The following is a 24,822-nucleotide window of genomic DNA, read 5'->3' as shown; positions in this document are numbered from 1 at the left end:
GTTCACCCAGGTCAAACCGTTGATGTTCATGCCGGAGTCGACGGGGAGGCAACGGAAGTGCGATACAACGGCGTCAAGACGGCAGCACTGATCGCCGCGCTGTCCGCCCTGATGCTCGTCGCCGGATGGGCGTTCGGCGGCGGACCCGGGCTGACGATCGCGCTGGTCATCGCCCTCGGCATCAACGGTGTCGCCTACTTCTTCAGCGACCGGATCGCGCTGCGCTCCATGCGCGCCCACCCGGTCGGCGAGGTCGAGGCGCCGGTGCTGTACCGGCTCGTCCGGGAACTGTCGACCGACGCCCGCAAGCCGATGCCGCGGCTCTACATCTCCGAGACCCGGCAGCCCAACGCGTTCGCCACCGGCCGGAGCCCGCGCAACGCCGCCGTCTGCTGCACCCGCGGCATCCTGCGCATGCTGGACGAGCGGGAACTGCGCGCCGTCCTCGGCCACGAACTGTCCCACGTCCACAACCGCGACATCCTGATCTCGTCCGTCGCCGCCGCCATCGCCACCGTGATCACCTACCTGTCCCATCTGGCGATCTTCCTGCCGATCGGCCGGTCCGAGGACGACGACGGCCCCGGCGTCCTCGGCGCCCTGCTGATGCTCGTCCTCGGCCCCGTCGCCGCCGCCGTCGTGCAGATGGCGATCAGCCGCACCCGCGAGTACTCCGCCGACGCCGCCGGCGCCCGCCTCACCGGCGACCCGCTCGCCCTCGCCTCCGCCCTCCGCAAGATCGACGCCGGCACCCGGGCGATGCCGCTGCCCCAGGACCCCGAACTCGCCACCACCAGCTCCCTGATGATCGCCAACCCGTTCGCCGGCGCCGGGATCGGAAAACTCTTCTCCACTCACCCGCCGACCGCCGACCGCATCGCCCGCCTGGAACGCATGGCCGGCCGCCGCTAGAGCGCCGTCAGCACCACCGGCCCATCGCCCGTGATCGCGATGGTGTGCTCGAAGTGCGCGGCCCGGCTCCCGTCCCTGGTCGCCACGGACCACCCATCGGCCAAAGTCACGGTCGCATCGCGCCCGCTCTCGGTCACGAGCGGCTCGATGGCGATGGTCAGCCCCTCCCTGAGCCGCATCCCGCGCCCTCGCCGGCCCGTGTTCGGCACCGGCGGATCTTCATGCATCTCCGTCCCGATGCCATGCCCGCCGGACCCGTCCGCGATCCCGTAGCCGGCGTTCCTGGCGGTCTCCTCGACGGCGGACGAGACGTCTCCCAACCGGTTCCCGGGAACGGCTTGGGCGATGGCCTGCTCAAGCGCGGCCCGTGTGGTCTCGACAAGCCGCGCACCCGCCTCATCGGATGTCCCGACCATGAATGAGACGGCCGCGTCCCCGCAGTACCCGCCGAGGCGGGCCCCGCAGTCAACGGTCACGAGATCGCCGTCCAGGAGGACCCTCCCGTCCGGGATGCCATGCACCACGACCTCATTGACGGACACGCAGATGTTCGCCGGATAGGGGTAGGGCGCCCAGGCCGGCTTGTAGTGCAGAAACGGCGACGTCGCATGATGCTCCTTGAGCGTCCGCGAAGCCACCGCCTCCAACTCCGTGAGCGGCACCCCAGGCTCGGCCGCCGCCCTGACGTCCCGCAGAATCCGGGCCACGACCCGCCCGGCCTCCCGCATGCGCTCCCACTCCCGTGGGCTTCGGTAGGTCACCATGCAGAAGATTATAATACCAGTATTACAATCACTCGTATGGTGCGCACCCCACTGACCGACGAACAGCGCGACCGAGGCAAGGCCCTGGGCCAGATCCTCCGCGCCGCCCGAGGCCCCCGCCCGGCCGCCGCCGTGGCCCACGAGGCCGGCATCTCCCTCGACACCCTCCGCAAGATCGAACGCGGTGCCATAGCCGTCCCCGCGTTCTTCACGGTCGCGTCCCTGGCCCGCGTCCTGGACCTGGACCTGACGACCCTCGCCACCACGCTCGCCGATTTCGAGCGAACCACCCCGGACGCCGCCGCGTCATAACACGCGAGAGCGCGCCGGCCCCTTCGGCGGGGGATGGGGCCGACGCGCTCCTCGAAAGATCACCGATAGTTGACGAACTGAAGCGCCACATCGAGGTCCTTGCCCTTGAGCAGCGCGATGACCTCCTGCAGGTCATCCTTCTTCTTCGCGCTGACCCGCAGCTCGTCCCCCTGGATCTGAGCCTTCACACCTCTCGGCCCCTCGTCCCGGATGATCTTCCCGATCTTCTTCGCGTCCTCCTGCGCGATGCCCTCCTTGAGCCCCACGCTCAGCTTGTGCACCTTCCCGGACAGCTTCGGCTCGCCCGCGTCGATCGCCTTCAGCGAAATCCCCCGCTTCACGAGCTTGTCCTTCAGCACGTCCAGCACCGCGTTCGCCCGCTCATCGGTGTTCGCCTGGATCTCGATCGACTCCCCCGACCACTTGATCCCCGCGTCCACGTTCCTGAAGTCGAACCGGTTCGCCACCTCCTTGGCTGCCTGGTTCACCGCGTTGTCGACCTCCTGCCGGTCGAGCTTGGACACAATGTCGAACGAGGAATCGGCCACGACCCACACATCCCCTCAGCAGCAACTTCCGATCAAGAAAGCGTATCGACTCCCCACGCCCCGGACGCCCCGCCTCGATGTCACACCCACGCCCGCGGTCCGCTATTCTTTCCAGTGCCGTCGCGAGAGCGACACCACGGCGGGTTGCCCGAGTGGCCAATGGGAGCGGACTGTAAATCCGTCGGCTTAGCCTACCCAGGTTCGAATCCTGGACCCGCCACACTAGCAGAAACAGCCCCTGACCAGCGTCAACGCGGTCAGGGGCTGTTCTCGTCATGTCCGGCTGTCTCTGATCGTTAACGGCCTCCTACGGCCGTCTGTGCCGAATACGTGCCGAAGTTCTAAGGCGTCTTTGGCCTGGTCGCCTCACTGATTCGGCGCTTGGCGTCCTCCTCCTGACCGGCAACGCACTTGGCGTAGACGCGCAGCAGGACGGCCACACTGTGCCCCGCCCACTCGGCGACTTGAGCCGGAGGGACGCCCGCACCGAGCCACGTCGACACGGCCGCATGCCGGAGGTCGTACGGCGTCTTGGCCAACGGCGAGGCTGCCTCACGCTCACTGAGCGCCGCCGCCCTCGCCTTGTGCCAGGCCCCGAGGTACGTCCGGTCAGTCATGATCCCGCCGCGCGGCCCGACGAACAGCCGGCCCCCGGCCGGGATGTTGAACTCCTTGATGTGATGGCGCAGCAGCGTGACGAGCTCCGGATGGATCGGCACGGGCCGGGTCTCGCCGGGCGCCCGGTGTTTGAGAGGCTGCCTGTCCCGAGGCTTGCCGCTGTCGGTCCACCGGGAGCCGCTACGCGGTTCGGCGTGCGTCAGCCGCATCTCGCCCCAGCCGTCGTCAGGCAGGCTCACGAGGGTATCCCGTCGCAGGTCCACCGCTTCCTCTGGCCGCAGCGCGGCGTAGTACATGACGGCGAAGAAGGCGACCATGCGCTCACCGCGCTTGCCCTGGCACCGGACGGCGTCGAGGAGCCGCCGCGCCTGGTCGGGATTGGCGACCACCCGAAGGTCAAGCGTCTGCGCCACTCGCGGCCGAGTCCACTTCACCAAGGTCAGCGGGTTGATCGGCAGGACGCGCCGCTCACAGGCGTACTCCATGGCGTTGTTGAAGGTCGCCCGCTTGCGCGTCGCCGTACTGCCCGCCGCCGGAGCCCCGTCCTGACGACGGCTCAGCCGGTCGAGGACTTGCCGCGCGAGCTGCGGCCCCTGCCGGTCGGGCGCGAGGTCGCTCATGTCGACGGTGTTCCGCTCCAGCCAGCGGACGGCCGAGGCCAGGTGTTCGGGCGGTTCGGTCTCGCCGTTCTGCAAGCGCCCGCTGTAGGCCCAGGCTCGGAGAGCCTCACGCAGCAGGCCGCCCGCCGGAGCGCCCTTGCCCGTGGTCAAGAGAGCCTCTGTGGCGTCCGTCAGCGCCTCAGCGATGCCCCGTCGATGGTTGGGGGAGGCGTACGGCCATTTGGCCGCGCAGTAGTCGAGGGAGAACGCGAACCAGGTGATTGCGTTCTCCTCCCGCTCCCAGGAGAGCGGACGGCCGGTCTTCACGGCGAACGCCTCACCCTTACGAGCAGCCGTGAGGAGGGACGAGCGGAAGCTATCGGCCTGCGCCGCGTTTCGGAAAGGCTCTTTCCAGGTCTTGCGAGCGACCTTCCACCGCACGGTGTAGGTCGTGACCTTCTTTCCCCTGTAGACGTCTGTCTTGTAGACGCGGACGTCGTATGTGATGTCGTCCATCAGGCGGCGTCCTCGCAGGCCGCAAGCCACCGGTCGAGGTCCCGCCGGCGAATGCGGAGGCTGCCGTTCGGCAGGACGATGCAGAGGGGCGCGCGTCCCTTCTGACGCCAGTCGTAGAAGGTCGATCGGGAGATCTGAAGTTCGGCGCAGACCTCGGGAACGGTGAGCGTGTCACGAGTGGTGAGCGTGGCCACGTGATGCCTCTCCATGGGTTGTCAGGAGCCGGATGGACTGAGATGGGGCAGCGGTTTGCCGGTGAGGGCGGCGGTCAACAGCGCCTCACCGGGCGTCATGCCTTGGCCGAGGTAGCGCCAATGGGCGATGACGAGGACCTGGTCGTCGTCGAAGGGCAGGCGGCCGGTCGTGATGTCGAGGTCGCGGCGGGTGTGGTCGATGCGCGCGGCGCGCAGGCGGCCGAGGGTGGTGGAGTAGCGGCGGGATTTGGTGGAAAAGTGGCCGCGGAAGCCGAGCATGTGAGCCCATTCGGTCAGCCGCAGCCCGGCGTACTGCTCGATCGCGCCCAGGCGCAGGCACTCGGCGATGAGCCGCCGGGCGTGGCCGGACACGGGCAGGGTGGCCAGGTCGTCAGTCGGCCTGATGCGGCGGTCGAGGGTGCCGACGCATTCGGCGGCTTTGGTGGCGTACTTGGCGATGTAGCCGGCCACCGCCGTATCGGTCAGTTCCCCCGACGTGGTGATCGGGCGTACGTCGACCTGTGACCCCCATACATGCTCTGTGGCCGGGGCGTCGCCTGCCGCCGGAGTCGAGACGGTGACCGCGCCCGCGGCGTGGTGCACGGCGGCGTTGAGCAGGTCGAGGGTGGCCCAGGCGGGTGGGGGTGCGTCGGGGCCGCCGGGGCCGTCGAGGCGGATGACGGCGTGGAAGTGGACCAGGCCGCGCCGCTGGTATTCGGCGACCTTGGCGAACGAGACGGTGAGCACGTCCCGCAGGTCGGACACCCGGAGCCCGGCCGAGCGTGCGACGTAGCGTCGGAAGGCCAGGGTGAACCGGCGCCATAGTTCGGGTGCGTGGGCGTTCCACAGGACGGCGCCGGTGTAGTCGAAGCAGTCGGGGCAGATCGGTTGCCCGAGGCGAGGGTCGGCGGCCGAGTGCCGGACGGTGCAGGAGACCGGCCGCCCGTGTGGGCACGTCCCGCCGTTCCGCCGGGGACGGCAGGCCACCATGCCCCCGCCCTTGCCGGTGCGGCGGGTGTGGACGGGGCCGAAGGAGGGAGCGGTGAGGGTGACGAATGCGGCCGGGTGTGTGGAGACCGATGCCGGGACGCCTTTGCCGCCGACGAGTCCGGCGCGGACGAGTTGGTAGGTGTCGGCGCGGTAGATCTCGGCGCAGGCCGGGCACCGCGAGGCGCGCCGGGTCTTGCAGGCCACCCGCAGCATCCCGCCCGGCTCGCGGGCGGTGGAGTAGTGGTGCAGGATCTGGCCGGTCAGCGGGTCCAGGTGGGTGACGCGGCCGCGCAGGTGGACCGGTTGCGCACAGCCCCCGGTGGAGTGCGCGTGGCGTGCCCAGGCCTTGAAGTCGGCCCGGTTGTACCGGGCGGCCATGTCGCGGGCTGCCAGGCCGGTGATGACGGGTGCCGGGTCGGGCATGATTAGGCGGGTCTCCTCATCCGTTTGCGGGTGGTGGGGATGGCCCGGCGTGGCCGCGGATGCTTGCCGGCGACAGCGGCCACGCCGGGGATCTAGAAGGCGGTGGTGAACCGCGCGAGGGCATCGGCGACGAGCGCCAGGCCGCCGACGATGGCGCGGACGGCGTGCGCGGCGTTCTCGGGTTGGCGGACCAGGAACAGGCCCAGCACGAGCCAGAAGCAGGCGAAGGCGCAGCGGCGCAGGAACATCGGGACGCCCCTTAGTAGGTGTGGCCGTGGCCGTTGCAGTCGGGGCAGGTGGACCCGTCGGAGGCGACCCCGCCCCCGCCGCACGTCCCGCACACCCACCCCACGACGAGCCGGAGGAACGGGAGGAACGCGGGCAGCGGTCGCGGGTGGCCGGTACGGGCGCGCATCAGGCGGCCCGCCCGGTGTCTTGGCTGCCGTCCTGGTCGGTGTCGAGGGTGATGTTGGCGCGGTAGCTGTCGCGGGCGAGGGAGGCCGCGCGTTCGTGTGCGGGGATGTGGAAGACGGTGTAGGAGATGCGGCCGAAGGTGCGGGTCGCGATGTAGTGGCCGCCCCGCCGGGTGTCGTGTTCGGCGTTGACGCCCAGCAGATCCGCCGTGTTGTCGACGAGCGCGGCGGCCGAGGCGTCGTCGGTGGCCCGGATGGGCACGTGGAAGGTCGCGCCGTACTCGTTGACCGGCACGCCGGGGTTGGCCTCCAGGAAATCGGCCAGGGCACCCAGGCCGGTGATGGTCTGGTGCCGGGCGAACAGGTCGCCGGGCACGATCACAGGCGTCTGGCCGGTCTGGTCGGTGTTGTTGGTCATGCCGGGTTCCTCCAGTGGTCAGGAGACGGACGCGGTTGTCTGGTTGCGGAGCTGGCGAAGCAGGTCGGAGGCGAGCTGGTTGGAGACGCCGAGGCGTGCGCGGAGCGCGTCACGGGTGATGGGCCGCCCGTGCTCGGTCTGGTGTTCGGCGGCGACGCGGCGCGCGAAGTCGACCAGCGGACCGGCCGGACCCGACGAGCCCGACGCGGCCGACGCGGCCGACGCGGCCGACGATGAGGAGGCGGACGGCGTCGAGGCGGAGTGTTCGGCGGGCACCGGGATGGAGGTCTGGCCGTCCTGCTCGTCCTCGCCCCGCTTGTTGCCGTGCTGGACGGCCGGGACGGCGGCGACCGTGGGTCGCTCGTCCTCCCACACCACCCGCGGCGACGAGACCGAGGACGGGACGGACGAGCCAGCCGAGGACGGGGACGGCGTCGAGGACGGGGACGGGTGGCCGAAGGAGTCCGGGACCGGCGAGGGACGAGCCGCCGGACGGGGGCCGGCCTTGCGGCGTTCCAGCATCGACACGGCGACCAGGAAGGCGCCCGCCGGAGTGCCCGCGGTGATCCAGCCCCACACCGTGGGGTCGGCCTGCGCGAGGTTGGCGGCCAGGGACAGCAGGACGCCCCCGACGAGGACGACGGTCGGCCAGGACAGGCGCCCGGTGTCACGTCCTGTCCGCTTGTCGCGCTGGCGCTCACCGGCTGCCATGACGCATGTCAGGTCGATGCACACGGCGATGGCCCAGGCCATCCAGCCGCGTTGCCCGTGTTCGGTGGCCGTGTCGCGGATGTGGGTGAACGAGCCCGCCGCCGCGATACCGGCCAGCACCACCACCGGGCCGGAGTCGGCGACCGCGCCGAGGATCCGCCGGGTCATGCCGCCCGCCGCACGTCGACCAGGGCCAGCAGCGCGGCCAACTCGGCGTCACACCGGTGCGCGTCCGCCCAGTCGTCGACCTCACCGCAGAACTCGGAGGCGAACGACTCGGCGCAGCGCTGGCAGCGGGCGACGTGCAGGGACCGGAACTCGTCCCACTCGACCCCGACCGGCCACACGTCCCAGGACGACACCACCGGCGACGACCCGGACGGCGAGGACGAGCCGGAGGGCGACGGGCCGGACGGGGACGAGGGGGACGGGACGACGACGAACCGGGGACGAGGACGAGGACGAAGGACACGGACGCGGGCGACCATCGGGCAGCCTCCAGGGACGGTTTCGGGCATGGGTCGGGTAAGGACGTGGCGCGAACGGGCTCACGCCGAGCCGGAAGAGAGAGGAAGGGAGAGGGAGCCGGGCCGGTTAAGCGGCCGGGTCGACGGCGGGGACCGAGCCGATCAGCGCGTACCAGTCCGGGGTCAGGTGCGCGTACTCACGCGCCGCCTGCTCGGCCTCATGCTCGGGGACGTAGACCGAGCGGGCGCGGTGCCAAGAGCCGTCTTGCCCGGCGACCACGCACACGCCGGGTGTCTCGGCGGGGATGGCGCGTGCGGCGTCGAGGGCGGCCGGGTCGAGGTCGCCGAGGGTCATGTTCGCGGTTTCGGGGTCGTTGACCCGGTGGCACACCCGGCCCGACAACTGGGCGCGGAGCGCGGTGACGCCGGGGCCGAGGTCGGAGCCGATGCGCTGCCCGCACACGATCAGGTGGACGGCGAATGCGCGGCCGAGCTGGGCCAGGCGCAGCAGCGCGGTAGCGGTCCGGGACACCTCTTCTTTCTCGGACTTGTCGGCCATCAGGAACAGCTCGGCGACCTCATCGACCAGGACGACGACGGGGACCGGCCGCAGGTCTTCCGGGAGCGTCCAGACGTTGCGGGCACCGTGCGCGCGGCACAGCGCCATGCGGTTCTCGACCTCGCCGACCAGATCCGACAGCAGGTCGACCGACTCTTTGCGGGTGGTGGCCAGCGCCGACAGGCGCGGGGCGTACGGGGTGAACTCGACGCCGCCTTTGAGGTCGAAGCCGACCAGGGCGACCGGTTGCGGGGCCAGGCCCTTGATGAGGGCGTTGGCGAGGTTGGACTTGCCCGACTGGGTGGCCCCGGCGTTGAGCCAGTGCGGGACGGTGCGGAAGTCGATCAGCCAGTCACGGCCGTTCTCCAGCTTGCCGGGACGCACGGTGAGCAGTTCGCCGGTTTGGGGTTCGGTGGCCACGTCGACCAGCGGGTCACGCATGGTGGCCCACAGGGTCACGTAGCCGGGCCGGACGTCGACCACGCGAACCGAGTGGACGCGCCAGGCGTGCGCGATCCCCTCAGCAGCGCGTTCGTAGTCCGCCGGAACTTGCCCATCGTGCAGGCGCAGCCGCATGCGCCAGCCGAGCCGGGTCGGACGCAGGACGCCCAGGCGGGGAGCGCGCTCGACGTCGACCCGCCGCACCCGCCGCTTCTGCTCGACCACCGTCGCAGCGGACCGGGAGGCCGGCCCCACCACCGGGATGGCGTCCAGGGTGAGCCGGAACCGCCGCCGGTTGCGGGTGAGCTTGCAGCCGGAGGCGACGTGATGCCACGTCAGATACACCAGAACGGCGCGGAGCGGGAAGGCGACGCCGTACCAGAACGAGGCCGGGTGATACCGGCGCCAGGCCCAGAGCCCGGCCGCCGCAGCGGCCAGGACCCCGAGCACCCAGAGCAGGTCAGTCATGACCGGGCCGCCGTTCAGGCCACGCCCGCCGAAGCGGACGAGTCCGACGACGAGGCCGACGAGGGCGAGGGCGCGGCGACCGAGGAGACGGGCGCGATCCGCTCGGCGCGGTAGGCCACACCCCACCGCTTCTCCCCACCGAGCACCGCCTCCCACGGGAAGGCGACGAGGCCGACCGGCGTCACGACCTCCCCGATCGTCACCGACTGGTCGCCGACCACCGCGACGTTGAGCAGGTCCACCCGCCCCGTCACGTCGGCAGCCGACAGACCCACGGTGAACACCGTGTGCCCGTTGCGGTCCGTCTTCACCTCCCCCGTCTCCTGGTTGACCAGCTTGGGACGCGGCGCGGACACGCACACGAACGTCAGCGCCGACACGTCCACCGGGATGTTGCGCATGAGGCCCTCCAGGGCTTGAAACGAACTATCTAGGTACCAAGGTATCTAGGGAAGTCGCCAAGTCAAGCGTTAGACCGAGATTTTCCGCAGGTACCTAGAGACCTAGGCGTAGACGTACACTGTCTGACATGGCAAAAGGCCCGGTAGACCGACGCAAACCGTACGTGCGCATCGCTGACGACCTGCGCCGCGATATCGCGTCCGGTGTCTATCAGGTGGGGGAGACCCTGCCACCCGGCGCCAAGCTTGCTGATCAGTACGGCGTTTCAGGGATGACCATCAGCAACGCAATCGCCGTCCTGCGCGAAGAGGGCTTGGTTACCACCCGGCAGGGAGCTAGAGGCGCAACCGTCATAGCGACCCCCGACGCGCAAGAGGCCGGCGACGCCGCATCAGAGCACAGCGAGGAGTTCCGACTCCTGCTCACCCAACTCCAGGACATCCGGGGCCAACTCCGCAGCCTCAGGACGAGGCTTGACGACCTGGACGAACGAACCAAGGACCTCTAGGCCGAGCCGCGGGGCCAGTCGTCCCGCCCGCCCTCGAATGGCGACGACCGGACGGCGCAGGAATCCACGGTGCCCCCACCGTTCCCCATGCCGCACGGCCGTCACGGCCACGGCCACCCGTCAGGATGAGTGATGGCCATGACCAGCTCTCGAACCGACACCGCCTCAACCAGCCGCCACCCACGGTCACACCGCACCAGCGCCCACAACGACCGCGTGTAGTGACCCCGCCAGCATGTGACCCCGAAGCGGTCCGAGATCTCGGCGAGGGCCGCCCCGGCGTCCATCAGACCCCGTCCGTCCTCCAGGACGAGCCTGCCGCCGCGATCCACCGATCCAGTGACGTCATCACCCGTAGTGCAGCCAGGTCCATATCCGAGCACGGCGCGAGCAGTTCCCCGGTACTGGACCGGTACCACCACCCGCCGCCGCCCGAGCCGGTGACGGTGACGCTCTCACCCAGGCCCGCAACCTCCGGGAAGTGCACCCGCAGCAAGGGCAGGGTTTCGGCGTAACGGTGCTCCACCCGCCACCCGCGCCGCCGCAGCGCCCGGCCGAGCCGGTTGAGCAGCAGCTGCGCGGTGAACGGCCGAGGCAGCGCGACGAGTGCATCCGGGGGGATAGGCGCCCGCCGCGCCGCCTCAGCCTCCACCAGGGCCGCCCCGCCCAGCGCAGGGACGGCCCCATCCGGTGACGATGGCGGAGTCCACGCCACCATCACCAGGCTCTTTTCAACACCGGACGCCCCGCACGCTGCCGCTCCTGCACCAGCGCCTCACGCAGCGCCGCCGAATCCGACCGGATCACCGTCAGATCGACGCCGGCGGCCGGGTTGTGGAGGGTCGCGACCCAGTCGCCGAGACGTCCGTCCCAGCGCCGAGCCCGCCAGATCCGGTGACCGGTGAACTCCTCCTGAAGCCGGCGAAGCGCCGGGTCATCGTTGTGCGCACGCGTTTCCATCGCAGGGTTCCTCAGTTGAAGTCGTTGGTCTCAGGCCGCACCGGGCTCGCACTCCGGGGCGGCCGTACCGGCCCGGTGAACCCGAGCGGTGATCTGCCGAGTCTGGGCGTGAAGTTCATCGAGTTCGGCCGTGATCTCGGCGAGTTCCGCGAGCAGGATCTGACGCTCTTCCTCGGTCAGTCCGACCGCCTTCTTCCTGGTCATTGATTGCCGTGCAGGGGAGATGCGGACCACGGTCGCCGTCCGGTCGCCGGTCATCGCGCGTCCCCCTGACTGGTGAACCGGTCGAGCCGGTTGCGGAGTTCTCCGGCGCTTTGCCCGTACAGGGAGCCCCACCCCGGCCGAGTGGCGACCCATCGGCCGGAACACTCACGCGAGATGAGCCAGCCGGGGAAGTCGACTGACAAGCCGTCCTGTAGGCGCTTGATCAGCGCTGACGAGCCGGATCCGGAGAGCCCGTTCACGACGTCGCCACCTCGGCCCCGCCCGGACGGACCTGTTCGGCGATCCGGCGAGCCGCCCCCGGGATGTCGTTGACCGGGTGCTGACGCCCGTCCTGGTCCCAGGCGAAGTAACGCCCGGAGTACCCGACGAACACCCAGACGAAGACGCCGGGAACGTCGGTGAAGACGGCCAGGCCGGCGACGCTCTCACGGACTTCAGACCGAACTTCGTATTCGGTCAGTTCAGCCCGCAGCCCCGCCAACAACTCGATCTCAGGAGTGGTCTCGGTGTTCACGCTTCTAAGGTGGCCGGGAGACACGTCACGTCGCATTACCGCCTGTATCGCATCCAGGACGGATCGTTCTCGTCTTGTCTCGTCTGATACTCGTCTGTGTTACGTTCCTGCCGTCGAGAGGTTGTGATGGCGAATCCCCCCGTACGGCTCAAGGTGCTACTTCGAGAGAAGCACTGGCAGACGCACCAGACGTTTTGCGGCGAATACGACAAAGCGGCAAAAGGCATCGACCCTGGTCTTGTCGGGAGTTGGCCGAGCCGGGCGCAGTTCCATCGCTGGCTCAGCGGTGAACTCAAAGGGCTTCCGTACCCGCATCACTGCCGCGTGCTGGAGAAGATGCTCCCCGGCTGGACGGCAGAACAACTCTTCGAGCCGTGCCCGCCGAAGGAGTCCAACCAGCCGCAGAGCGACCCCGATGAGCCCATGGCCCTCGACGTCGCCGAACTGCTCACCACCCTTGAACACCACATCGACGCCCCCGAGACCGGCGAGATCAGTTGGGGCACCACTACCCGAGCCATCCCCGCCGCCAAGGCTCGCCTCGCGGCCACGAGCGACCACGCCCAGGACCTCGGCCGCAGACTCCTCGAACTCCAGCGTGAACGCCGCCTGAACGACGCCGACGTCACCGAGCTGGCCGGCCTCTCCGGCCACGTCGTCGAGCTGGCGAAGACCATCGACATTGAGATTGCCGCCGACGGCGCCGCACGCCTGGAATACCGCTTCGACCTGCTGAACCTCGGCGACAAGCCGCAGGCCCGCATGTCGCGCGAAGTGTGGTTCGAGCACACCACCGGCCCCCTGGTCATCAAGCCCGTCCCCGACATTGACCGGCGCATCGCCATCCAGCGCATCCACGACACGACCAACCTCGCGAAATTCGCGTTTTAGATCTCCCCGCCGCTACGGCCGGGGGAGTGGGCGCGCGTCGGCTACATCTGCGAGGGCGGCAAGTTCGACCTGAACCACTACTGGCGCGAGGCGATGCCCCGCTACTGCCGCCGCTACGAGATCAACGTCCGGCAACGCCATGTCGACCTCGCCGGGTGCACCGCGAGCGAGGAACACCCGGACGGCTCGGAGAACTCCGCCACAGATAGCCTCGTTTGGGACATCGACGGCCAGGACGCCGTCATGTCGCTGACCCGTGACCACCTACGCCCGAACCAGTTCGTGACGCTGCGCTGGGAGCCGATCCGTGAACCTGCGTGACGAGATCGAATCGACCCTACGAGCCTGGCACGCCTACGAGACCGGCCGCGGATCCGTCGCCGTCATCGACTTCGATTGCGCACCCATCACCACACCCACCGAACCGGCCACCAGCCGCCTAGACGTTTACCAGCGCCTCACCGACCTACACACCCGCGCCAGGCAAGCCGGAGCCACCCGCCTCACCGCCCGCCTGACGGCCGACCTCGCGTATCTAGGCGCACTGCTCGGCGAGCACCGGCCCCTGACCGACTACGTCCAGGCGACCCAGGGATGCCCGGCCGTCGGATGGCAGGACGGCTACATCACCCACCGAGGCGACCAGGCCCGCCAAGCACTCGCCGCCCTAGGCATCCAGTGGGGCCCCGACACCGTCCGCGACCTCAATGCCGTCGAAGGCCCCATCGAGACCGACGAGGCTCCCGACGCGATCCGCCAGGCCGCCGCCGACTACGAGCAAGCCGTCCGCCACGCCACCGGCAGCCAAGCCCCGTTCAACCTCACCATCGAGACCGCCGAGGTAGACGCCTACTGGGCGTACTGGCTCGACGGCGCCGGCGACAAGGTCCGCCTGCGCCTCAACCTGCGCCGCGCCAGCTTCACCAAGGTCGCCGCCCGCCAATTCGCCCTCCACGAGGTACTCGGCCACGGCCTCCAGGGCGCGAGCTGGTCGGCCCGAGCCGCAGCCGAAGACGTCCCCTGGGTACGCCTGATGTCGGTGCACGCCCCGCAACAAGTCCTCCTCGAAGGACTCGCCCAGGCCCTGCCCCTCTTCATCGCCCCCGACGACGAGCTACTCGTCACCCGCACCCGCTTCGACCACTTCAACCAACTAGTGCGCGCCGAGCTGCACATAGCCCTCAACGAGGGTGCCAGCATCGCGGAACTGGCCGACCATGCACGCTTCCGGATGCCTTGGATCAAGGAAGCGGCCATAGCCGACCTCCTCACCGACCGAGGGGCCAACCCCCAACTCCGCTCCTACCTATGGGCCTACCCCGCCGGCATCGACTGGTTCACCAACCTCGCCGACGCCAACAAGCCCACCAGGACAACCGTCCTCCAGGCCGCCTACCGAGACCCGCTAGCCCCAAGCGACCTAGAGTCCCTCTGGCCAACAGGTCCCACCATCGGCGGCCAAGACACCTAAAAACCCCAGGTCAGCGGGGCAACAAGCCGACCGGATGAGAACTTTCTATACGTCTTCAAGGGCGCCGCTTCGCGTCGCCGGCGGCCGCGCGCCCCGGCGCGCCGGGCATGCGGCCTGTCCCGTCCGGTCCCGCCGCGCCGCGTCGCCCGTCCGCCTAGAGTCAGGGCTGCCTAGCCATGGCCTTCCCAGGTGCCTGACTGACGGTCGAGGAAGGACGTGAGCTCAGACATGAACAGATCGAGCAACTCTCGCAACTGAACCACGGTTTGCGGCAACACGTGACCACGAAGCACGCAAGTTGCCTCCATCGCCTGTAGCACCGCACCCGATGCAATGAGAAGACGCTCCCACTGATCACACTCAAGGTCGGTTTGCGAGCGGCGTACGTGATCGTAGATGCGCAGCAATGGCGTGAGTTGGCCATGTGTGAGACCAGATAGAAACTTGTAGTGCATAGGCCCGTTGTCCGGATTCATCAATGCGATGACTTCGGTAATCTTGCGGGTTCCTCTCGGAACTCTGAACGCTTGAGCGTTAGCCCAAGAATCGAGTTCCTGAATCAATCTCTCTCCGGGAACTCCGTATTGTCCAGCATTGCCAGGGTGCTTGATATCACTGCGCACGATTCCGATAGTCCGCTGAACTCTTTCCGTTGCATCAATACTGGCCTCTTGAATCCACCACGACCAGGCAGAAAACTCATAAGCGGAGCGAGCAAGCGCGGCGGAGGAAAAGGCGAGATTGTGCCGCGGATTGGCGGACAGGGCTGTTCCATAGAGGTAGTCTCCGGCGCCCAGGAGGTAGATACCCGCCACTTCCTGGCAGAACTTAACGGGGTTCTGAACAATCCCTCCGCTATAGCTTTGATCATGCTGGTCTATCTCAACGAGAGCTTGGCCGCCGTAGGTTAGATCGAAGATACCCGCGCATTCCCTGGCCAGTGCCTCCACAACGTCCGCGAGATCTGTCAAGGAGTGGTTCATGTCACCCTCACGCCGAAGCTGATCGAGCTGTCTGACTCGGTGCACCACCATCATGCCAGTCGAGTGCAGGCGCCGCTTCTGATTATTCGATGGAGGTTGAGTGGCTAGGGGGAGGTTGAGTGGCTAGGGGGAGGTTGAGTGCCCAGGGCGGCGATGCAGCGCCCATAGGCTTCAGACGATGCTCATCAGGGCGACTCACGGTCACCGATCGGTCAGGTCTGTCAGTGACAGCTGCAGCAAGCAAGGCGGGACTATCTCAGCTTACTTTTTGCGCGTTTTAGTTCAGCCTCCTTTCGCATGCGGTCAGAAGCAAACTTCTCGGCCCGTCTCCGCCATTCGTCGGCTTCCTTGTCTCGCCTGGCGGCAGCTCGTGCGGCTGTCGCTTGCTGACTCTGCTGTCTAGAAGAACTTGCTCTAGAAAGTTTCTTCGCTGCGTCAGCTCTGAATTGCTTTTCTTTCTCTCGGGCGGCAGTTTCCTTCTTGGCTAGATCAAGGCATTGTCTCTCAAGTCTCGCTATTCTAGTCTCAACAAGACTAGAAGAGATGGTATCCACTCTCCTGTCGGATGTGACGTCCGACAGGACAAGGTGCAACAATGCGTTAAGGTAAATTGTCTTGTCCGTCGCGAACTCGGCATCCTCTACAGTTGCATCGTAGCGTCCATGGACGACCTGATTGCGAAGGATGCGCAGTTTCTTCAAGTCAGAGAGAGCCCCATCGTCGAAACGAGGAGATTGGCGGATTATTTTAAGTGCTTTGGAGTAGCTTAGGTCAGGTTCGTCGTCAGCTGATGAAGCTTCAGCAATCAGCGACATATTGCGCTCGATTGAGACCCATGACTTCAAGATTTCGAGGATGGGTGGCTCATTTGAACTGACCAGCTGTCCAACGCGCGGTGCGCTGATGCCCAGGACTTCCGCTAGATCCCTATAGCTATATCCGCTGGCATGCAATGCTGCTATTGACCGAGAACGGATCTCGGCTAGACGATCGATCTGTTTCTTATGATGCTCGATCGCGTCAGTTGTCAGCCAGAAGAGGCGAAGAGGATCTTCTACCTTCTCCAGTTCATCAGGATGGCTCATTGTCCCAGCTTGCCTCTGGAGCTCGAAGGTTGCATACTGAAGATGTTTCCAGACACAGGATCCTAGGCTCCGGCCCAGGTCAGGGTAGGGGGCGCGCGATGCGCGCCCCCTACTTGCGTCTGGCGGAGACTGTGGGATTCGAACCCACGGGACCTGTGTTTCCAGACACAGGATCCAACGGCTTATCAGGCCGCCCCGATCGGCCGCTCCGGCAAGCCTCCCCCAAGGCCGACAAGGGTACCTTAACACAGTCTGGTCGCCTATACAGCCGATGCGTGAAGGCATGCGTACGCGACACGTGTCGGACGGGCGTTGCCGGTCGGGCGGGGGCGAAGCGGGGGCCTCGCGGCCCCCAGCCCCCCGCGGGCCGGAGGGCACGCCCGCGCGAAGCTGTCTGTCACACCGTCTCGCCGTTCGCGCGGGCGCACCCTCCGGGACGGGCGTGGGTGCTAACGCGCTTGCTAACGACGGGGTCGGATGACCTTGGACGGGTGTGGACGGGCGGGAGGTTGCCGCACTGGTCAGGAGACCCGTGGGGACACCCCTGGGCGGTCCTGATCTTGCTACGGATTAGAAGGCTGGTGCGCGGGGCTGGGCCTCACCGCCCTCCGACCGATCCAGGCGCGAGACGGGCCGAGGTCTGTAGGCTCTAGGTACGGGGGAGGAGGGCTTGTGATGACCGCGCAGCCGCAGGACTACCCGGCAGGCGGTACGCCTGTGCCGGAGAAGAGTCTTCGTGCCATCCGGTCCGCTCTGGTGGTGCCGCAGGACCGTGAGGCGTTCGATGCCGGGCTTAAGGCCGTGCTTGATGAGGTGCGCGTCAGTCTGGACTTGGGTGTCCTGAACGACTTCGTACACCTGTGGTGGCTCGCGGCCTGTGACTCGGCCAAAGACCCCGAAGGCCGGCGGCGGATGCATGCGGTGGCCGAGCGCATCCAAGCGGGAGAGACGGTTCCCAAGGGACGACCCGTGCGCGAGGTTCTCGCCGAGCGTGAGGCCCGAGGCTAGTTGTATCGGCTCATCATGACGCCGGAGGTCGAGGAGCAGGTCTCCGCCCTTCCGGACGAGGCTCTCAGCCCCTTCGCCGAGTTGGTCACTCTGTTGGAGGTCTCTCCGTGGAGCGGTCAGCCGTTCGGCAGGTCCAACCCCCGAGGCAACATGCTCACGCTCGCGTTCGGGGACGGCGGCCTTGCCGTCTACTTCGTCCTGGAGGAGCAGCGGGAAGCGTGTCTGATCCGGGTCACATGGCTCTGATCGCCCTGGTGTGCCGAATGCGTGCCGAGGTTCGGTGACGAGCGCGAGAAGCGGCAGGTCAGGGGTGTTCGGCGGTGGGACTGTAAATCCGTCGGCTTAGCCTACCCAGGTTCGAATCCTGGACCCGCCACACCACACAGAACGGCCCCTGACCAGCTACAACGCTGTCAGGGGCCGTTCTCGTTGGGGCCCGCAGGTCCCGGGTGTGCACGGAGCAGTTACGGAACATGGTGGATGCGCTCTGTCGTTCCTGGCCGTTGTCGATGCGGCCGTTCCACGTCTGCTCATGGTCGTCGATGCACCTGGCGTGGACGCGAAGCAACACTTCAATGCCGTGGCCGGCGTGGCGGGCGACTTCGGGGGCTGGGATGTTGGCGGTGGGGTTCAGCTGGTGGTGTTGGCGCGGGTGAAATCGGCCAGGGGCGGAGGGATTTCAGGGGGAGTTCGGTCGTGGTCCAGGGAGCGATGAGGTCCGTGGAGGGTGTAGCGGGGGGAACGACGTGCAGGTGGAAGTGGAGGACGCTCTGCCAGGCCGTCTCTCTCCCTGTGCGCGAGGCCGTCTCGCTCCTGGCCGTGGTCGTGCCGGTGGTGCCCGGCGCATCGCCTGGCAGGTCGCCGCAGCGGAGCACTGAATCCCCCGGCTGAGGGCCACGCCTCTTCCGTGAGGTTGTTGGGGGTCGCTCTCGTGGGGACGGTGGGGCCGTTGGCGGCTGGGCGTGTCCGAGTCGGGGACGAGAGCTGGGTCACACCAGGTGGGGATGGTTTTTTCTTTTTGACTGGTAGAAACTGTAATAAATAGCTTCGGGTGTCGCTGAGGAGGGATGCGCGATGGCCTACATCGTCTACGGGGACTTCAACTGCCCCTACTCCTACCTGGCGAGCCTGCGTGTGGACGAGTTCGTACGGCGAGGCGGGTCCGGCATTGAGTGGCGGGCCGTGGAGCATGATCGGCGGCTGCCGCTCACCGGCACCCCCAGCGGTGCCGCGCAGGGTGAATGGGCCCGGGAGTTGGGGGAGATCGCCGAGGTTTCACGGCCCGGCGAGGCGGTGCCGGAGGCGCCGCCACCGGTGGTCAGCAACACCGGCGCGGCCGTGGCCGCATATGCCGAGGCGTTGACCGACGGTCTGGCCGACGAGGTGCGGCGGGAGATCTTCCGCGCCATCTGGGTGGACGGACGTCACGTGAGCAGCCCGTACGAGATCCGCCGCATCGTCGCGGAGTTGATGTATCCGCAGGCGTCGGCGCTGGACCACCGGTACGGCCCCGACCTGGTGATGGCCGTGGACGCCGGCCGTGTCGCCTCTGGGACTGAGCGGCGCTTCGGCGCGACGGTCAGCGTGCTCGGCGGACCCCTGACGGTGACCGGTCAGCGCCGTATCGAGCGGTGGCGTGCGGAGTGGCAGGGCCTTACGCCGGTGGTCCCGGCCGTCGTCCGCCCGGACGGCGCCGTGCTCCCCGGACTCTCCGGCCTGGGCCGCCTGGCCGAGCTGCTGCCCGTGGCGGCGCCGAAACCGGTCGTCACCGCGGACCGAGAACTCGCCAAGGTCACCTAAGGAAGGCCGGGGGGCGGGACCCCGGCCTTCCAAGGGCGTCAGCCCTTGCGGGCGGGAAGGATCCGCTTCACGGCCAGGCCGGCGGAGACCAGCGTGAAGAGCGCCAGGCCGATCCAGAGGGCCTGCACGCCGAGCCAGGGAGAGGCCGCGGCTGCTCCGCCGAAACCGGCGGCGATGCCACCGATGGGTGGGGTGTTGTACATGACCTACCATTTCCTTTCTTTACGCCAGGCGGCCTGCCAGAAGGCACGGGCCTGGACGATCTGGAGAAAGACGTCGAAGATCATTTCGACGACGATGGTGCCGGCGAGGGCCATCTGCAGCTTGCCGCGCTGCCGGACGGTCACCATGCGCTCCAGCATGAAGATCAACGTGACGGCGGCCCAGACCGGACTGATCTTGATGCCGCCGAGCCAGATGGCCGAGTAGGCGAGCGAGGACAGATAGGCGACGATCACCAGGATGCCGATCAGGGAGAGCAGCTGCCGTCCCCAGTAGGGGCGGGTGATCGGCGTCCAGCCGTAGTCGAGGAGGTTCTCCAGGGCGCCCCGCTTCCAGCGCAGCCTCTGCTGTCCCAGTTCCCGCCAGGTCGGCATCACCTCGGTGGTGAGCGTGCACTCCGGGGGGCACAGGATGCGGAAGCCGAGATGGAGGATGGCGAGCGTCAGCTCGTTGTCCTCGGTCAGGACGCGGACGTCGTAGACGTGGGGGAGGCCGGGGAGGCGCTCGGCCCGGCGGGCCGCGACCACTTCCTGGAGGGTGGCGGCGCGGAAGATGGTGGCGGTGCCGGTCAGGACGAGCGCCTTGCCCTGCACGCGCCGGACGTCCCGCGCGTACCGGGCGTATTCGTTGCGCTGGAACATGCCGACCGTGCCGCCGCCCGGCTTGCCGGTGAAGGTGCCGCCGACCGCGGCGTAGCGGCCGGTGGCCAGGTACTCGACGCCGTGCCGGATGAAACCGGGGTCGAGCGCCGAGTCGGCGTCCATCACCATGATGGCGTCGTCCGGGCCGAAGATCGGCAGGAGGCGGTCGAGGACCTGGTTCAGCGCCCCGGCCTTCTTGTGCTTGTTGCCGCGGGTCCCGACGATCTCGACGCCGCACAGCTGCGCGAACGCGGCGGTGGCGTCGGTGCAGTTGTCGGCGATCACCACGATGTGGTCCGGGGGGCGCTCCTGGCGGCGCAGCGAGGCGATCGTCTCGGTGATCTGCTTGGCCTCGTTGTGCGCCGGGATCAGGACCGTGACGCGCATCGCGTCCGCGCGGGTGGGCGGCAGGTCGCGTTTGCCGTCGTCCTTCTTGCTGTCCTTGGTCCGCCGGTGGGAGTGGGCGGGTGCCGCCTCCGGACGGGCCGGGGCCGGCTCGGTACGGCGAGGTTCGGGTGCCGCCTGGGGACGGGGGCGGGCGGGCACCGGATGCGGGCGGGCCGGCGGTGCGAGCGTGTGCGCCGGCCGGTCGGGCAGGGTCACCGTCGGTGAGCCGCTCGCCGCCTGGAACGTCAGGTGCCCCGTCCCGGGCGTGGTGATCGGACGCTTGGCATGGGCGGATGCGGGGTGTTCGGGCCGTGCGAAACGGTGTCCGGCGGGACGGTCGGGGAGCGTCACGTCGCAGGCGGCCCCGGCGAACGCCGCGGGGTCGAAGGCCGATGGCATGTCAGCGTGCCCCCGTGGTACGCAGCAGGTGCCCGTAGGCGATGACGTTGTCGACGTAGTGGCCGCTGGCGCGGTCGAAGCGTCCACCGCAGGTGATCAGGCGGATCGCCGCGTAGCCGGGATCGCCGTAGACCCGCCGCGTCGGGAAACGGCCCTTGTCGACGCGCTCCACCGAGTCGATCCGGAACACGGCGGTGCGGCCGTCGGCGCGGAGCACTCTCGCCTCGTCGCCCGGGCGCAGGGCGCCGAGGCGGTAGAAGACCGCCGGGCCGCCGGCCGTGTCCACATGCCCGATGATCACGGCCGCGCCCCGGCTGCCGGGCGCGGCACCGAGCCGGTACCAGCCGGCCTCCTGGGCTCGGCTCAGCGGCGGAGTCTCGACGGTCCGGTCCGGGTTCTGGGCCAGCTTCATCAGCGGTGTCCGGACGTCGATCCGCGGTACTTCCAGGCGCAGCGGCGCCGAACGCGGCAGGGCGGGGGTCGTCGAGGGGACGGCCGGGCTGGACACCGACGCCGCGGCGGGCGGCATCGGCGGGCCGGCGGTGGCGGGCTCCTCCCGGAACGCGTGGAAAGCGAGGAATGCCGCCCCGACCAGGCCCGACAGCCCGACGGCCGCGGCCGCCAGGATGCGCGAGCGCCGACCACGACGTTCCACAGACCGACTCCCCGACGTACGACCGATGGTGATCGCCGTAACCCTCGGCGACGGGTGGAACAGTAACGCCTTGACGTGACCAATCGGCCCTTGTCATGAGTGAAGCCGCAGATGAGCGGCATGGGACGGATGCGGTGCGCGGTGTGCCGCCGAGCGTCCGGTGGCTCTCTCGACGGGGCGGACCGCTACGCGGAGTCATGGACCAAATCCCCCGGATGCTCACCGGGTCCAACGTTCTGACCTGTGAAAACGTCAACCATCGGACTTCTGGCCGAGGTTTCGGCCGGTCCGCGCGGCAATATCATCAAACAGGGCGAAACCGGACGGTGGATACAAAGATCGCTGTCCGGAAGTGGTCACCTTGGCCGGGTCGAAAATCGAGCCGGACGATGGCTGCCGTCTCCGGTTCACACCTCTGATCAGCAGTCCTGCGGCCGGGCGGCGGCGGGCGCGTCGACCTGGGACTGCCAACCGGCGCGCCCTCCCTGTCTGAAATTCTCCGCGGACAGTGGTATATGGTGCGTCCGGCCCGTGTAAGACGTCCCTCCAGATCGTGGACACGGACGGTGACCGGGGGACGGGCGGGGCGTGTAGCGCATGTTGACCTTGACGTTGCGTCAACGTCTGTAATAGGGCCATGCGGATCGGTGAACTCGCCGCACTGGTCGGGGTGTCGTCCCGGACAGTGCGGCATTACCACCGCCTGGGGCTGCTGCCCGAGCCGGAACGGCGCGCGAACGGGTACCGCGAGTACCGGCTGCGGGACGCGGTCCTGCTCGCCCGGATACGGAGGCTGACCGAGCTGGGCCTTTCGCCGGCCGAGATCAGCGACGTCCTGGCCGACGATCAGGGCCGCGAACTGCGTGAAGTCCTGGTCGAGCTGGACGCGGACCTGGCCCGGCAGCAGCAGGCGATCGAGGCGGGGCGGGCCCGGCTCGCCGCGCTGCTGGCCGAGGCGGAGCTGCGGCCCGACTCGGCGGTGTCCCCGGAGATGGCGGAGGTCCTGCGGGGGCTGCCGCACGGATCGGGGTTCGCCGAGCTCGACCGGGGCCTGCCGGCGCTGGTCGACACCGCGTCCGAGCCCACCGAGCGGGCCAGGTTCGCCGAGATGCTGCGTCCGCTCGCCGAGCCGGAGGCCAGTGCGCGGGCCGCCGAACTCTACGCGCGCATGGACGAGATCGCGGACGCGCCGCGGGACGATCCCCGGGTCGCCGCGCTCGCCGAAGATCTCGCCGCCTACCTGCCCCCGGAACTGGCGGCGCTCCTGGTCGAGCACGGCGCGGACACCGGATGGCTGGACGAGTTGTCCGCCGCGCAACGCGAGGTGTTCCGGTCGCTGGTGGCGATCCTGAAGGACCGGTCGTGTTGAAGACGGCCAGGGCCGCGCTGCTCGCGCTGGTGCCCGCCGAGCTGATCGTCCTCGTCCTGGTCGCGTCGGGCGCGCCGTTGCCGCGGCCGGTGCTCCTTGTGACGAACGACCCCGGCTCCGGAACGGCCAAGGCGCGCCGAGCCCACCGGGAAGGTGTGCCGATCGTCGACGAGCGGACGTTCCTCGCCCTCCTCGAAAACGTCCGGCCGGGAACACCGCACGGGGCCAAGGAGCCGGCGCCGCCGCCCGGGAGACCGCCCGGGAGACCGTCCGGGCGGACCGGCCCGCTGGAAGGACGCCGCGTGCTGGTCCTCGGCGGAACCCACCCCGCTTCGTCCGCCGCGCGGAGCCGGGTCGTCGAGCTGGGCGGTGCCGCGGCCGTGAACCTGTCCGCAAGCGTCACGGACGTCGTCGCCTTGGACGGCGGCGAGAACGACCGGCGAATGGAACGGGTCGTCGCCCTGGAAGTGCCCGTTCACGAAGAACGGTGGCTCAGGGCACCGGAAAGAGCGGAGACGGAACGCGTGTCGCCGATGGTGCTGCCGCGCGGTGCGGCCATCGACCTGCCGGCCGGGACGCGGTGGACGGTCGCCGCGTCCTGGGTTCAGCACGCGTCCTGCGAGGTGGACGTGGTGGCCTTCGCGCTCGACGAGGACGACCAGGTGTCCTGCGACGAGGACTTCGTGTTCTACGGCGCCGCCGAATCCCCGGACGGGGCGGTGCGCCTCGCCGCCGACGGCCCCACCGAGCAGGCGATCGCCATCGATCTGGCCGCGCTGCCCGAAGCCGTCCGGAAGGTGACCGTCGCGGCCGCGATCGACGGCAGAGCGACGTTCGGTGAACTCGGCCCGGTCGAACTCGGGATCGGACCGGACGACGGCGAGCGGGCGGTCGCGCAGGCGACCCTCGACGCCGGGACGAGCGAGCGGACGATGCTGCTCGCCGAGATCTACCGGCGCGGCCCGCGGTGGCGGCTCCGCGTGGTCGGGCAGGGCCACGACTTCGGCCTGGCCGAGCTGGCGCGCGGCTTCGGCGTCGACGTCGAGGACTGAGGCCGATACAGCAGGGCGGCGGCCCGGCGCGCCCCGTGTGCGGGTTCGGTCTACCGGCCCCGGGCGGGCCGTCCACCGTGTAGACCTGCATCCGTGCAGGTGAATTATGTGAGCGAGGCGACGCCGGGACGGGAGAACGAGGACTTCGTGGCGGCGGGGCCCGGATGGGTCGTGCTGCTGGACGGGGCGACGGCCCCGCCGGGGGTGGACAGCGGGTGCCGGCACGACCCGGTATGGCTGGTGCGGAGACTGGGCGGCCGGATCGCGGCGCTGCTCGCGCTGGAGGAGGGCCGGCCGCTGCCCGACCTGGTCGCCGAGGCCATCAAGGTGACGGGCGAGGCGCACGCGGGGACATGCGATCTGGAGAATCCGGACAGCCCGTCGGCGACGGTGTCGCTGCTGCGCCGCCGCGACGGGGCGGTGGAGTGGTACGTCCTCGCCGACTCCCCGATCGTGATGGACGCCGGCGAGATCAGGGTGTTCCGGGACGACCGGGTCGACCATCTGCCCAGCTACACCCTCGAAGGCGTGCGGAGGTCGCGGAACAGCCCCGGCGGGTTCTGGGTGGCGAGCACGAAACCGGAGGCCGCGTACGAGGGGCTGACCGGCGAGGTGCCGGTCGAGGGCCTCACACGCGCGGCGGTGCTGAGCGACGGCGCGTCCCGGCTCGTGGAGCGGTTCGAGCACATGGGCTGGGACGACCTGCTCCGCCTCCTCGACGAGGAAGGCCCGCGGGAGCTCGTCAGGCGCACCCGGGCCGTGGAGGCGTCGGCGGCCGGCCGGCCGAGAGGCAAGCGGTTCGACGACGCCACCGCGGTCTTCGTACGTTTCTGACGGCTGCCGGGCGGGGCATTCCGGCGGGCGCCGCACCCGGACTCCGGAAGAGCCTTATGCGGT

The 24,822-nt window shown here is 68.9% G+C and carries 33 protein-coding genes and 3 tRNA genes; 14 read left to right on the top strand and 22 right to left on the bottom strand.

All coding sequences use genetic code 11. The annotated features are described in order from the left end of the window. Positions 1-57: 57 nt before the first annotated feature. Entirely contained in the window at positions 58-912 is an 855-nt protein-coding gene (htpX, locus tag ACQP1N_RS30895) for a zinc metalloprotease HtpX (RefSeq protein ID WP_131732481.1), read from the top strand. Here the strand turns inward: htpX and map are convergent. Continuing rightward, positions 909-1,676 carry a type I methionyl aminopeptidase gene (gene map / locus ACQP1N_RS30890; RefSeq protein ID WP_067806484.1) on the bottom strand — a complete coding sequence of 256 codons (768 nt, stop codon included), beginning with the start codon at positions 1,674-1,676 and terminating at the stop codon, positions 909-911. The genes htpX and map overlap by 4 nt on opposite strands. Before the next feature lie 36 nt (positions 1,677-1,712). Between map and ACQP1N_RS30885 the strand changes: the two genes are divergently transcribed. Further along, a complete protein-coding gene (locus ACQP1N_RS30885) occupies positions 1,713-1,988 on the top strand; it encodes a helix-turn-helix domain-containing protein (RefSeq protein WP_067806491.1) in 276 nt (91 codons plus the stop codon). Between the two features lie 59 nt (positions 1,989-2,047). On the opposite strand, the gene ACQP1N_RS30880 is transcribed toward ACQP1N_RS30885, so the two are convergent. Beyond that, positions 2,048-2,536, bottom strand: coding sequence for a YajQ family cyclic di-GMP-binding protein (locus tag ACQP1N_RS30880; RefSeq protein ID WP_433227836.1), 489 nt, complete (start codon positions 2,534-2,536; stop codon positions 2,048-2,050). A gap of 138 nt (positions 2,537-2,674) precedes the next feature. Here ACQP1N_RS30880 and ACQP1N_RS30875 point away from each other — a divergent pair. After that, positions 2,675-2,756: transfer RNA gene (locus ACQP1N_RS30875), tRNA-Tyr, on the top strand. A 121-nt stretch (positions 2,757-2,877) separates the two neighbouring features. Here the strand turns inward: ACQP1N_RS30875 and ACQP1N_RS30870 are convergent. The 10 genes from ACQP1N_RS30870 to ACQP1N_RS30825 all read right to left on the bottom strand — a co-directional run bounded on the left by ACQP1N_RS30870 (position 2,878) and on the right by ACQP1N_RS30825 (position 9,754). Then, entirely contained in the window at positions 2,878-4,269 is a 1,392-nt protein-coding gene (locus tag ACQP1N_RS30870) for a tyrosine-type recombinase/integrase (protein ID WP_433227835.1), read from the bottom strand. Further along, positions 4,269-4,463 carry a helix-turn-helix transcriptional regulator gene (locus ACQP1N_RS30865; RefSeq protein WP_309237186.1) on the bottom strand — a complete coding sequence of 65 codons (195 nt, stop codon included), beginning with the start codon at positions 4,461-4,463 and terminating at the stop codon, positions 4,269-4,271. The genes ACQP1N_RS30870 and ACQP1N_RS30865 overlap by 1 nt, the downstream gene beginning before the upstream one ends. A 21-nt stretch (positions 4,464-4,484) precedes the next feature. Further along, positions 4,485-5,876 carry a replication initiator gene (locus ACQP1N_RS30860; RefSeq protein WP_433227834.1) on the bottom strand — a complete coding sequence of 464 codons (1,392 nt, stop codon included), beginning with the start codon at positions 5,874-5,876 and terminating at the stop codon, positions 4,485-4,487. Positions 5,877-5,968: 92 nt separating this feature from the next. Then, the gene (locus ACQP1N_RS30855; protein ID WP_433227833.1) at positions 5,969-6,124 is read right to left on the bottom strand and encodes a hypothetical protein; all 156 of its coding nucleotides are present in this window, start codon (positions 6,122-6,124) and stop codon (positions 5,969-5,971) included. Between the two features lie 11 nt (positions 6,125-6,135). Further along, positions 6,136-6,291, bottom strand: a complete 156-nt coding sequence (locus tag ACQP1N_RS30850) for a hypothetical protein (protein ID WP_433227832.1) — start codon at positions 6,289-6,291, stop codon at positions 6,136-6,138. After that, complete coding sequence (locus ACQP1N_RS30845) at positions 6,291-6,707, bottom strand: hypothetical protein (RefSeq protein ID WP_433227831.1); 417 nt, start codon at positions 6,705-6,707, stop codon at positions 6,291-6,293. The genes ACQP1N_RS30850 and ACQP1N_RS30845 overlap by 1 nt, the downstream gene beginning before the upstream one ends. Before the next feature lie 18 nt (positions 6,708-6,725). Continuing rightward, entirely contained in the window at positions 6,726-7,586 is an 861-nt protein-coding gene (locus ACQP1N_RS30840) for a DUF2637 domain-containing protein (protein ID WP_433227830.1), read from the bottom strand. Continuing rightward, positions 7,583-7,906 carry a hypothetical protein gene (locus tag ACQP1N_RS30835; protein ID WP_433227829.1) on the bottom strand — a complete coding sequence of 108 codons (324 nt, stop codon included), beginning with the start codon at positions 7,904-7,906 and terminating at the stop codon, positions 7,583-7,585. Before ACQP1N_RS30835 ends, ACQP1N_RS30840 begins: the two co-directional genes overlap by 4 nt. Before the next feature lie 106 nt (positions 7,907-8,012). After that, positions 8,013-9,353 carry an FtsK/SpoIIIE domain-containing protein gene (locus ACQP1N_RS30830; protein WP_433227828.1) on the bottom strand — a complete coding sequence of 447 codons (1,341 nt, stop codon included), beginning with the start codon at positions 9,351-9,353 and terminating at the stop codon, positions 8,013-8,015. 14 nt (positions 9,354-9,367) lie between these two features. Beyond that, complete coding sequence (locus ACQP1N_RS30825; protein WP_433227827.1) at positions 9,368-9,754, bottom strand: hypothetical protein; 387 nt, start codon at positions 9,752-9,754, stop codon at positions 9,368-9,370. Between the two features lie 128 nt (positions 9,755-9,882). Here ACQP1N_RS30825 and ACQP1N_RS30820 point away from each other — a divergent pair, with 128 nt between their 5' ends. Beyond that, positions 9,883-10,263, top strand: a complete 381-nt coding sequence (locus ACQP1N_RS30820; protein ID WP_433227826.1) for a GntR family transcriptional regulator — start codon at positions 9,883-9,885, stop codon at positions 10,261-10,263. A 286-nt stretch (positions 10,264-10,549) separates the two neighbouring features. On the opposite strand, the gene ACQP1N_RS30815 is transcribed toward ACQP1N_RS30820, so the two are convergent. The 4 genes from ACQP1N_RS30815 to ACQP1N_RS30800 form a co-directional block, all read right to left on the bottom strand. After that, positions 10,550-10,915, bottom strand: coding sequence for a hypothetical protein (locus ACQP1N_RS30815; protein ID WP_433227825.1), 366 nt, complete (start codon positions 10,913-10,915; stop codon positions 10,550-10,552). Between the two features lie 65 nt (positions 10,916-10,980). Further along, complete coding sequence (locus ACQP1N_RS30810; RefSeq protein WP_433227824.1) at positions 10,981-11,223, bottom strand: hypothetical protein; 243 nt, start codon at positions 11,221-11,223, stop codon at positions 10,981-10,983. A 30-nt stretch (positions 11,224-11,253) separates the two neighbouring features. Further along, positions 11,254-11,481, bottom strand: coding sequence for a hypothetical protein (locus ACQP1N_RS30805; protein ID WP_433227823.1), 228 nt, complete (start codon positions 11,479-11,481; stop codon positions 11,254-11,256). A gap of 202 nt (positions 11,482-11,683) precedes the next feature. Further along, complete coding sequence (locus ACQP1N_RS30800; protein WP_433227822.1) at positions 11,684-11,962, bottom strand: hypothetical protein; 279 nt, start codon at positions 11,960-11,962, stop codon at positions 11,684-11,686. A 126-nt stretch (positions 11,963-12,088) separates the two neighbouring features. Here ACQP1N_RS30800 and ACQP1N_RS30795 point away from each other — a divergent pair, with 126 nt between their 5' ends. The 3 genes from ACQP1N_RS30795 (at position 12,089) to ACQP1N_RS30785 (ending at position 14,324) form a co-directional block, all read left to right on the top strand. Further along, on the top strand, positions 12,089-12,853 hold the full coding sequence (locus ACQP1N_RS30795; protein WP_433227821.1) for a hypothetical protein: 765 nt from the start codon (positions 12,089-12,091) through the stop codon (positions 12,851-12,853). A gap of 93 nt (positions 12,854-12,946) precedes the next feature. Continuing rightward, positions 12,947-13,174, top strand: coding sequence for a hypothetical protein (locus ACQP1N_RS30790; RefSeq protein WP_433227820.1), 228 nt, complete (start codon positions 12,947-12,949; stop codon positions 13,172-13,174). Then, the gene (locus ACQP1N_RS30785; RefSeq protein WP_433227819.1) at positions 13,161-14,324 is read left to right on the top strand and encodes a hypothetical protein; all 1,164 of its coding nucleotides are present in this window, start codon (positions 13,161-13,163) and stop codon (positions 14,322-14,324) included. The genes ACQP1N_RS30790 and ACQP1N_RS30785 overlap by 14 nt, the downstream gene beginning before the upstream one ends. Positions 14,325-14,494: 170 nt before the next feature. Here the strand turns inward: ACQP1N_RS30785 and ACQP1N_RS30780 are convergent, their stop codons facing one another. From ACQP1N_RS30780 to ACQP1N_RS30770, 3 genes are all read right to left on the bottom strand, one after another. Beyond that, positions 14,495-15,361: a hypothetical protein gene (locus ACQP1N_RS30780; RefSeq protein WP_433227818.1), complete on the bottom strand. Its 867-nt coding sequence runs from the start codon at positions 15,359-15,361 to the stop codon at positions 14,495-14,497. A 197-nt stretch (positions 15,362-15,558) separates the two neighbouring features. Next, positions 15,559-16,392, bottom strand: a complete 834-nt coding sequence (locus ACQP1N_RS30775; RefSeq protein ID WP_433227817.1) for a hypothetical protein — start codon at positions 16,390-16,392, stop codon at positions 15,559-15,561. Between the two features lie 120 nt (positions 16,393-16,512). Beyond that, positions 16,513-16,613: transfer RNA gene (locus tag ACQP1N_RS30770), tRNA-Ile, on the bottom strand. Positions 16,614-17,067: 454 nt separating this feature from the next. Here ACQP1N_RS30770 and ACQP1N_RS30765 point away from each other — a divergent pair. The 4 genes from ACQP1N_RS30765 (at position 17,068) to ACQP1N_RS30750 (ending at position 19,200) form a co-directional block, all read left to right on the top strand. Further along, positions 17,068-17,400 (top strand): DUF6247 family protein, encoded by a 333-nt coding sequence (locus ACQP1N_RS30765; protein WP_433227816.1) that lies wholly within the window; start codon positions 17,068-17,070, stop codon positions 17,398-17,400. Positions 17,401-17,415: 15 nt separating this feature from the next. Next, complete coding sequence (locus ACQP1N_RS30760; protein ID WP_433227815.1) at positions 17,416-17,646, top strand: hypothetical protein; 231 nt, start codon at positions 17,416-17,418, stop codon at positions 17,644-17,646. Positions 17,647-17,698: 52 nt separating this feature from the next. Then, positions 17,699-17,776, top strand: a tRNA-Tyr gene (locus tag ACQP1N_RS30755). A 698-nt stretch (positions 17,777-18,474) separates the two neighbouring features. After that, positions 18,475-19,200 carry a DsbA family protein gene (locus tag ACQP1N_RS30750; RefSeq protein WP_433227814.1) on the top strand — a complete coding sequence of 242 codons (726 nt, stop codon included), beginning with the start codon at positions 18,475-18,477 and terminating at the stop codon, positions 19,198-19,200. A gap of 38 nt (positions 19,201-19,238) precedes the next feature. On the opposite strand, the gene ACQP1N_RS30745 is transcribed toward ACQP1N_RS30750, so the two are convergent. From ACQP1N_RS30745 to ACQP1N_RS30735, 3 genes are read right to left on the bottom strand one after another with little or no spacing between them, the layout of a single operon-like run. Then, positions 19,239-19,403 carry a hypothetical protein gene (locus ACQP1N_RS30745; protein WP_157419154.1) on the bottom strand — a complete coding sequence of 55 codons (165 nt, stop codon included), beginning with the start codon at positions 19,401-19,403 and terminating at the stop codon, positions 19,239-19,241. A gap of 3 nt (positions 19,404-19,406) precedes the next feature. After that, positions 19,407-20,849: a glycosyltransferase gene (locus ACQP1N_RS30740; protein ID WP_433227813.1), complete on the bottom strand. Its 1,443-nt coding sequence runs from the start codon at positions 20,847-20,849 to the stop codon at positions 19,407-19,409. Between the two features lies 1 nt (position 20,850). Further along, positions 20,851-21,504 carry a class F sortase gene (locus ACQP1N_RS30735; RefSeq protein ID WP_067794840.1) on the bottom strand — a complete coding sequence of 218 codons (654 nt, stop codon included), beginning with the start codon at positions 21,502-21,504 and terminating at the stop codon, positions 20,851-20,853. Positions 21,505-22,141: 637 nt separating this feature from the next. On the opposite strand from ACQP1N_RS30735, the gene ACQP1N_RS30730 reads away from it, so the two are divergent. From ACQP1N_RS30730 to ACQP1N_RS30720, 3 genes are all read left to right on the top strand, one after another. Then, positions 22,142-22,873 (top strand): MerR family transcriptional regulator, encoded by a 732-nt coding sequence (locus ACQP1N_RS30730; protein WP_433227812.1) that lies wholly within the window; start codon positions 22,142-22,144, stop codon positions 22,871-22,873. Beyond that, on the top strand, positions 22,867-23,925 hold the full coding sequence (locus tag ACQP1N_RS30725) for a TerD family protein (protein WP_433227810.1): 1,059 nt from the start codon (positions 22,867-22,869) through the stop codon (positions 23,923-23,925). Before ACQP1N_RS30730 ends, ACQP1N_RS30725 begins: the two co-directional genes overlap by 7 nt. 93 nt (positions 23,926-24,018) lie before the next feature. After that, a complete protein-coding gene (locus ACQP1N_RS30720; protein ID WP_433227809.1) occupies positions 24,019-24,759 on the top strand; it encodes a protein phosphatase 2C domain-containing protein in 741 nt (246 codons plus the stop codon). Positions 24,760-24,822: the final 63 nt, after the last annotated feature.

It is taken from the genome of Actinomadura formosensis (assembly GCF_050948385.1).
Lineage (GTDB): Bacteria > Actinomycetota > Actinomycetes > Streptosporangiales > Streptosporangiaceae > Spirillospora > Spirillospora formosensis.
This window is presented reverse-complemented; position numbering and strand designations above follow the sequence as displayed.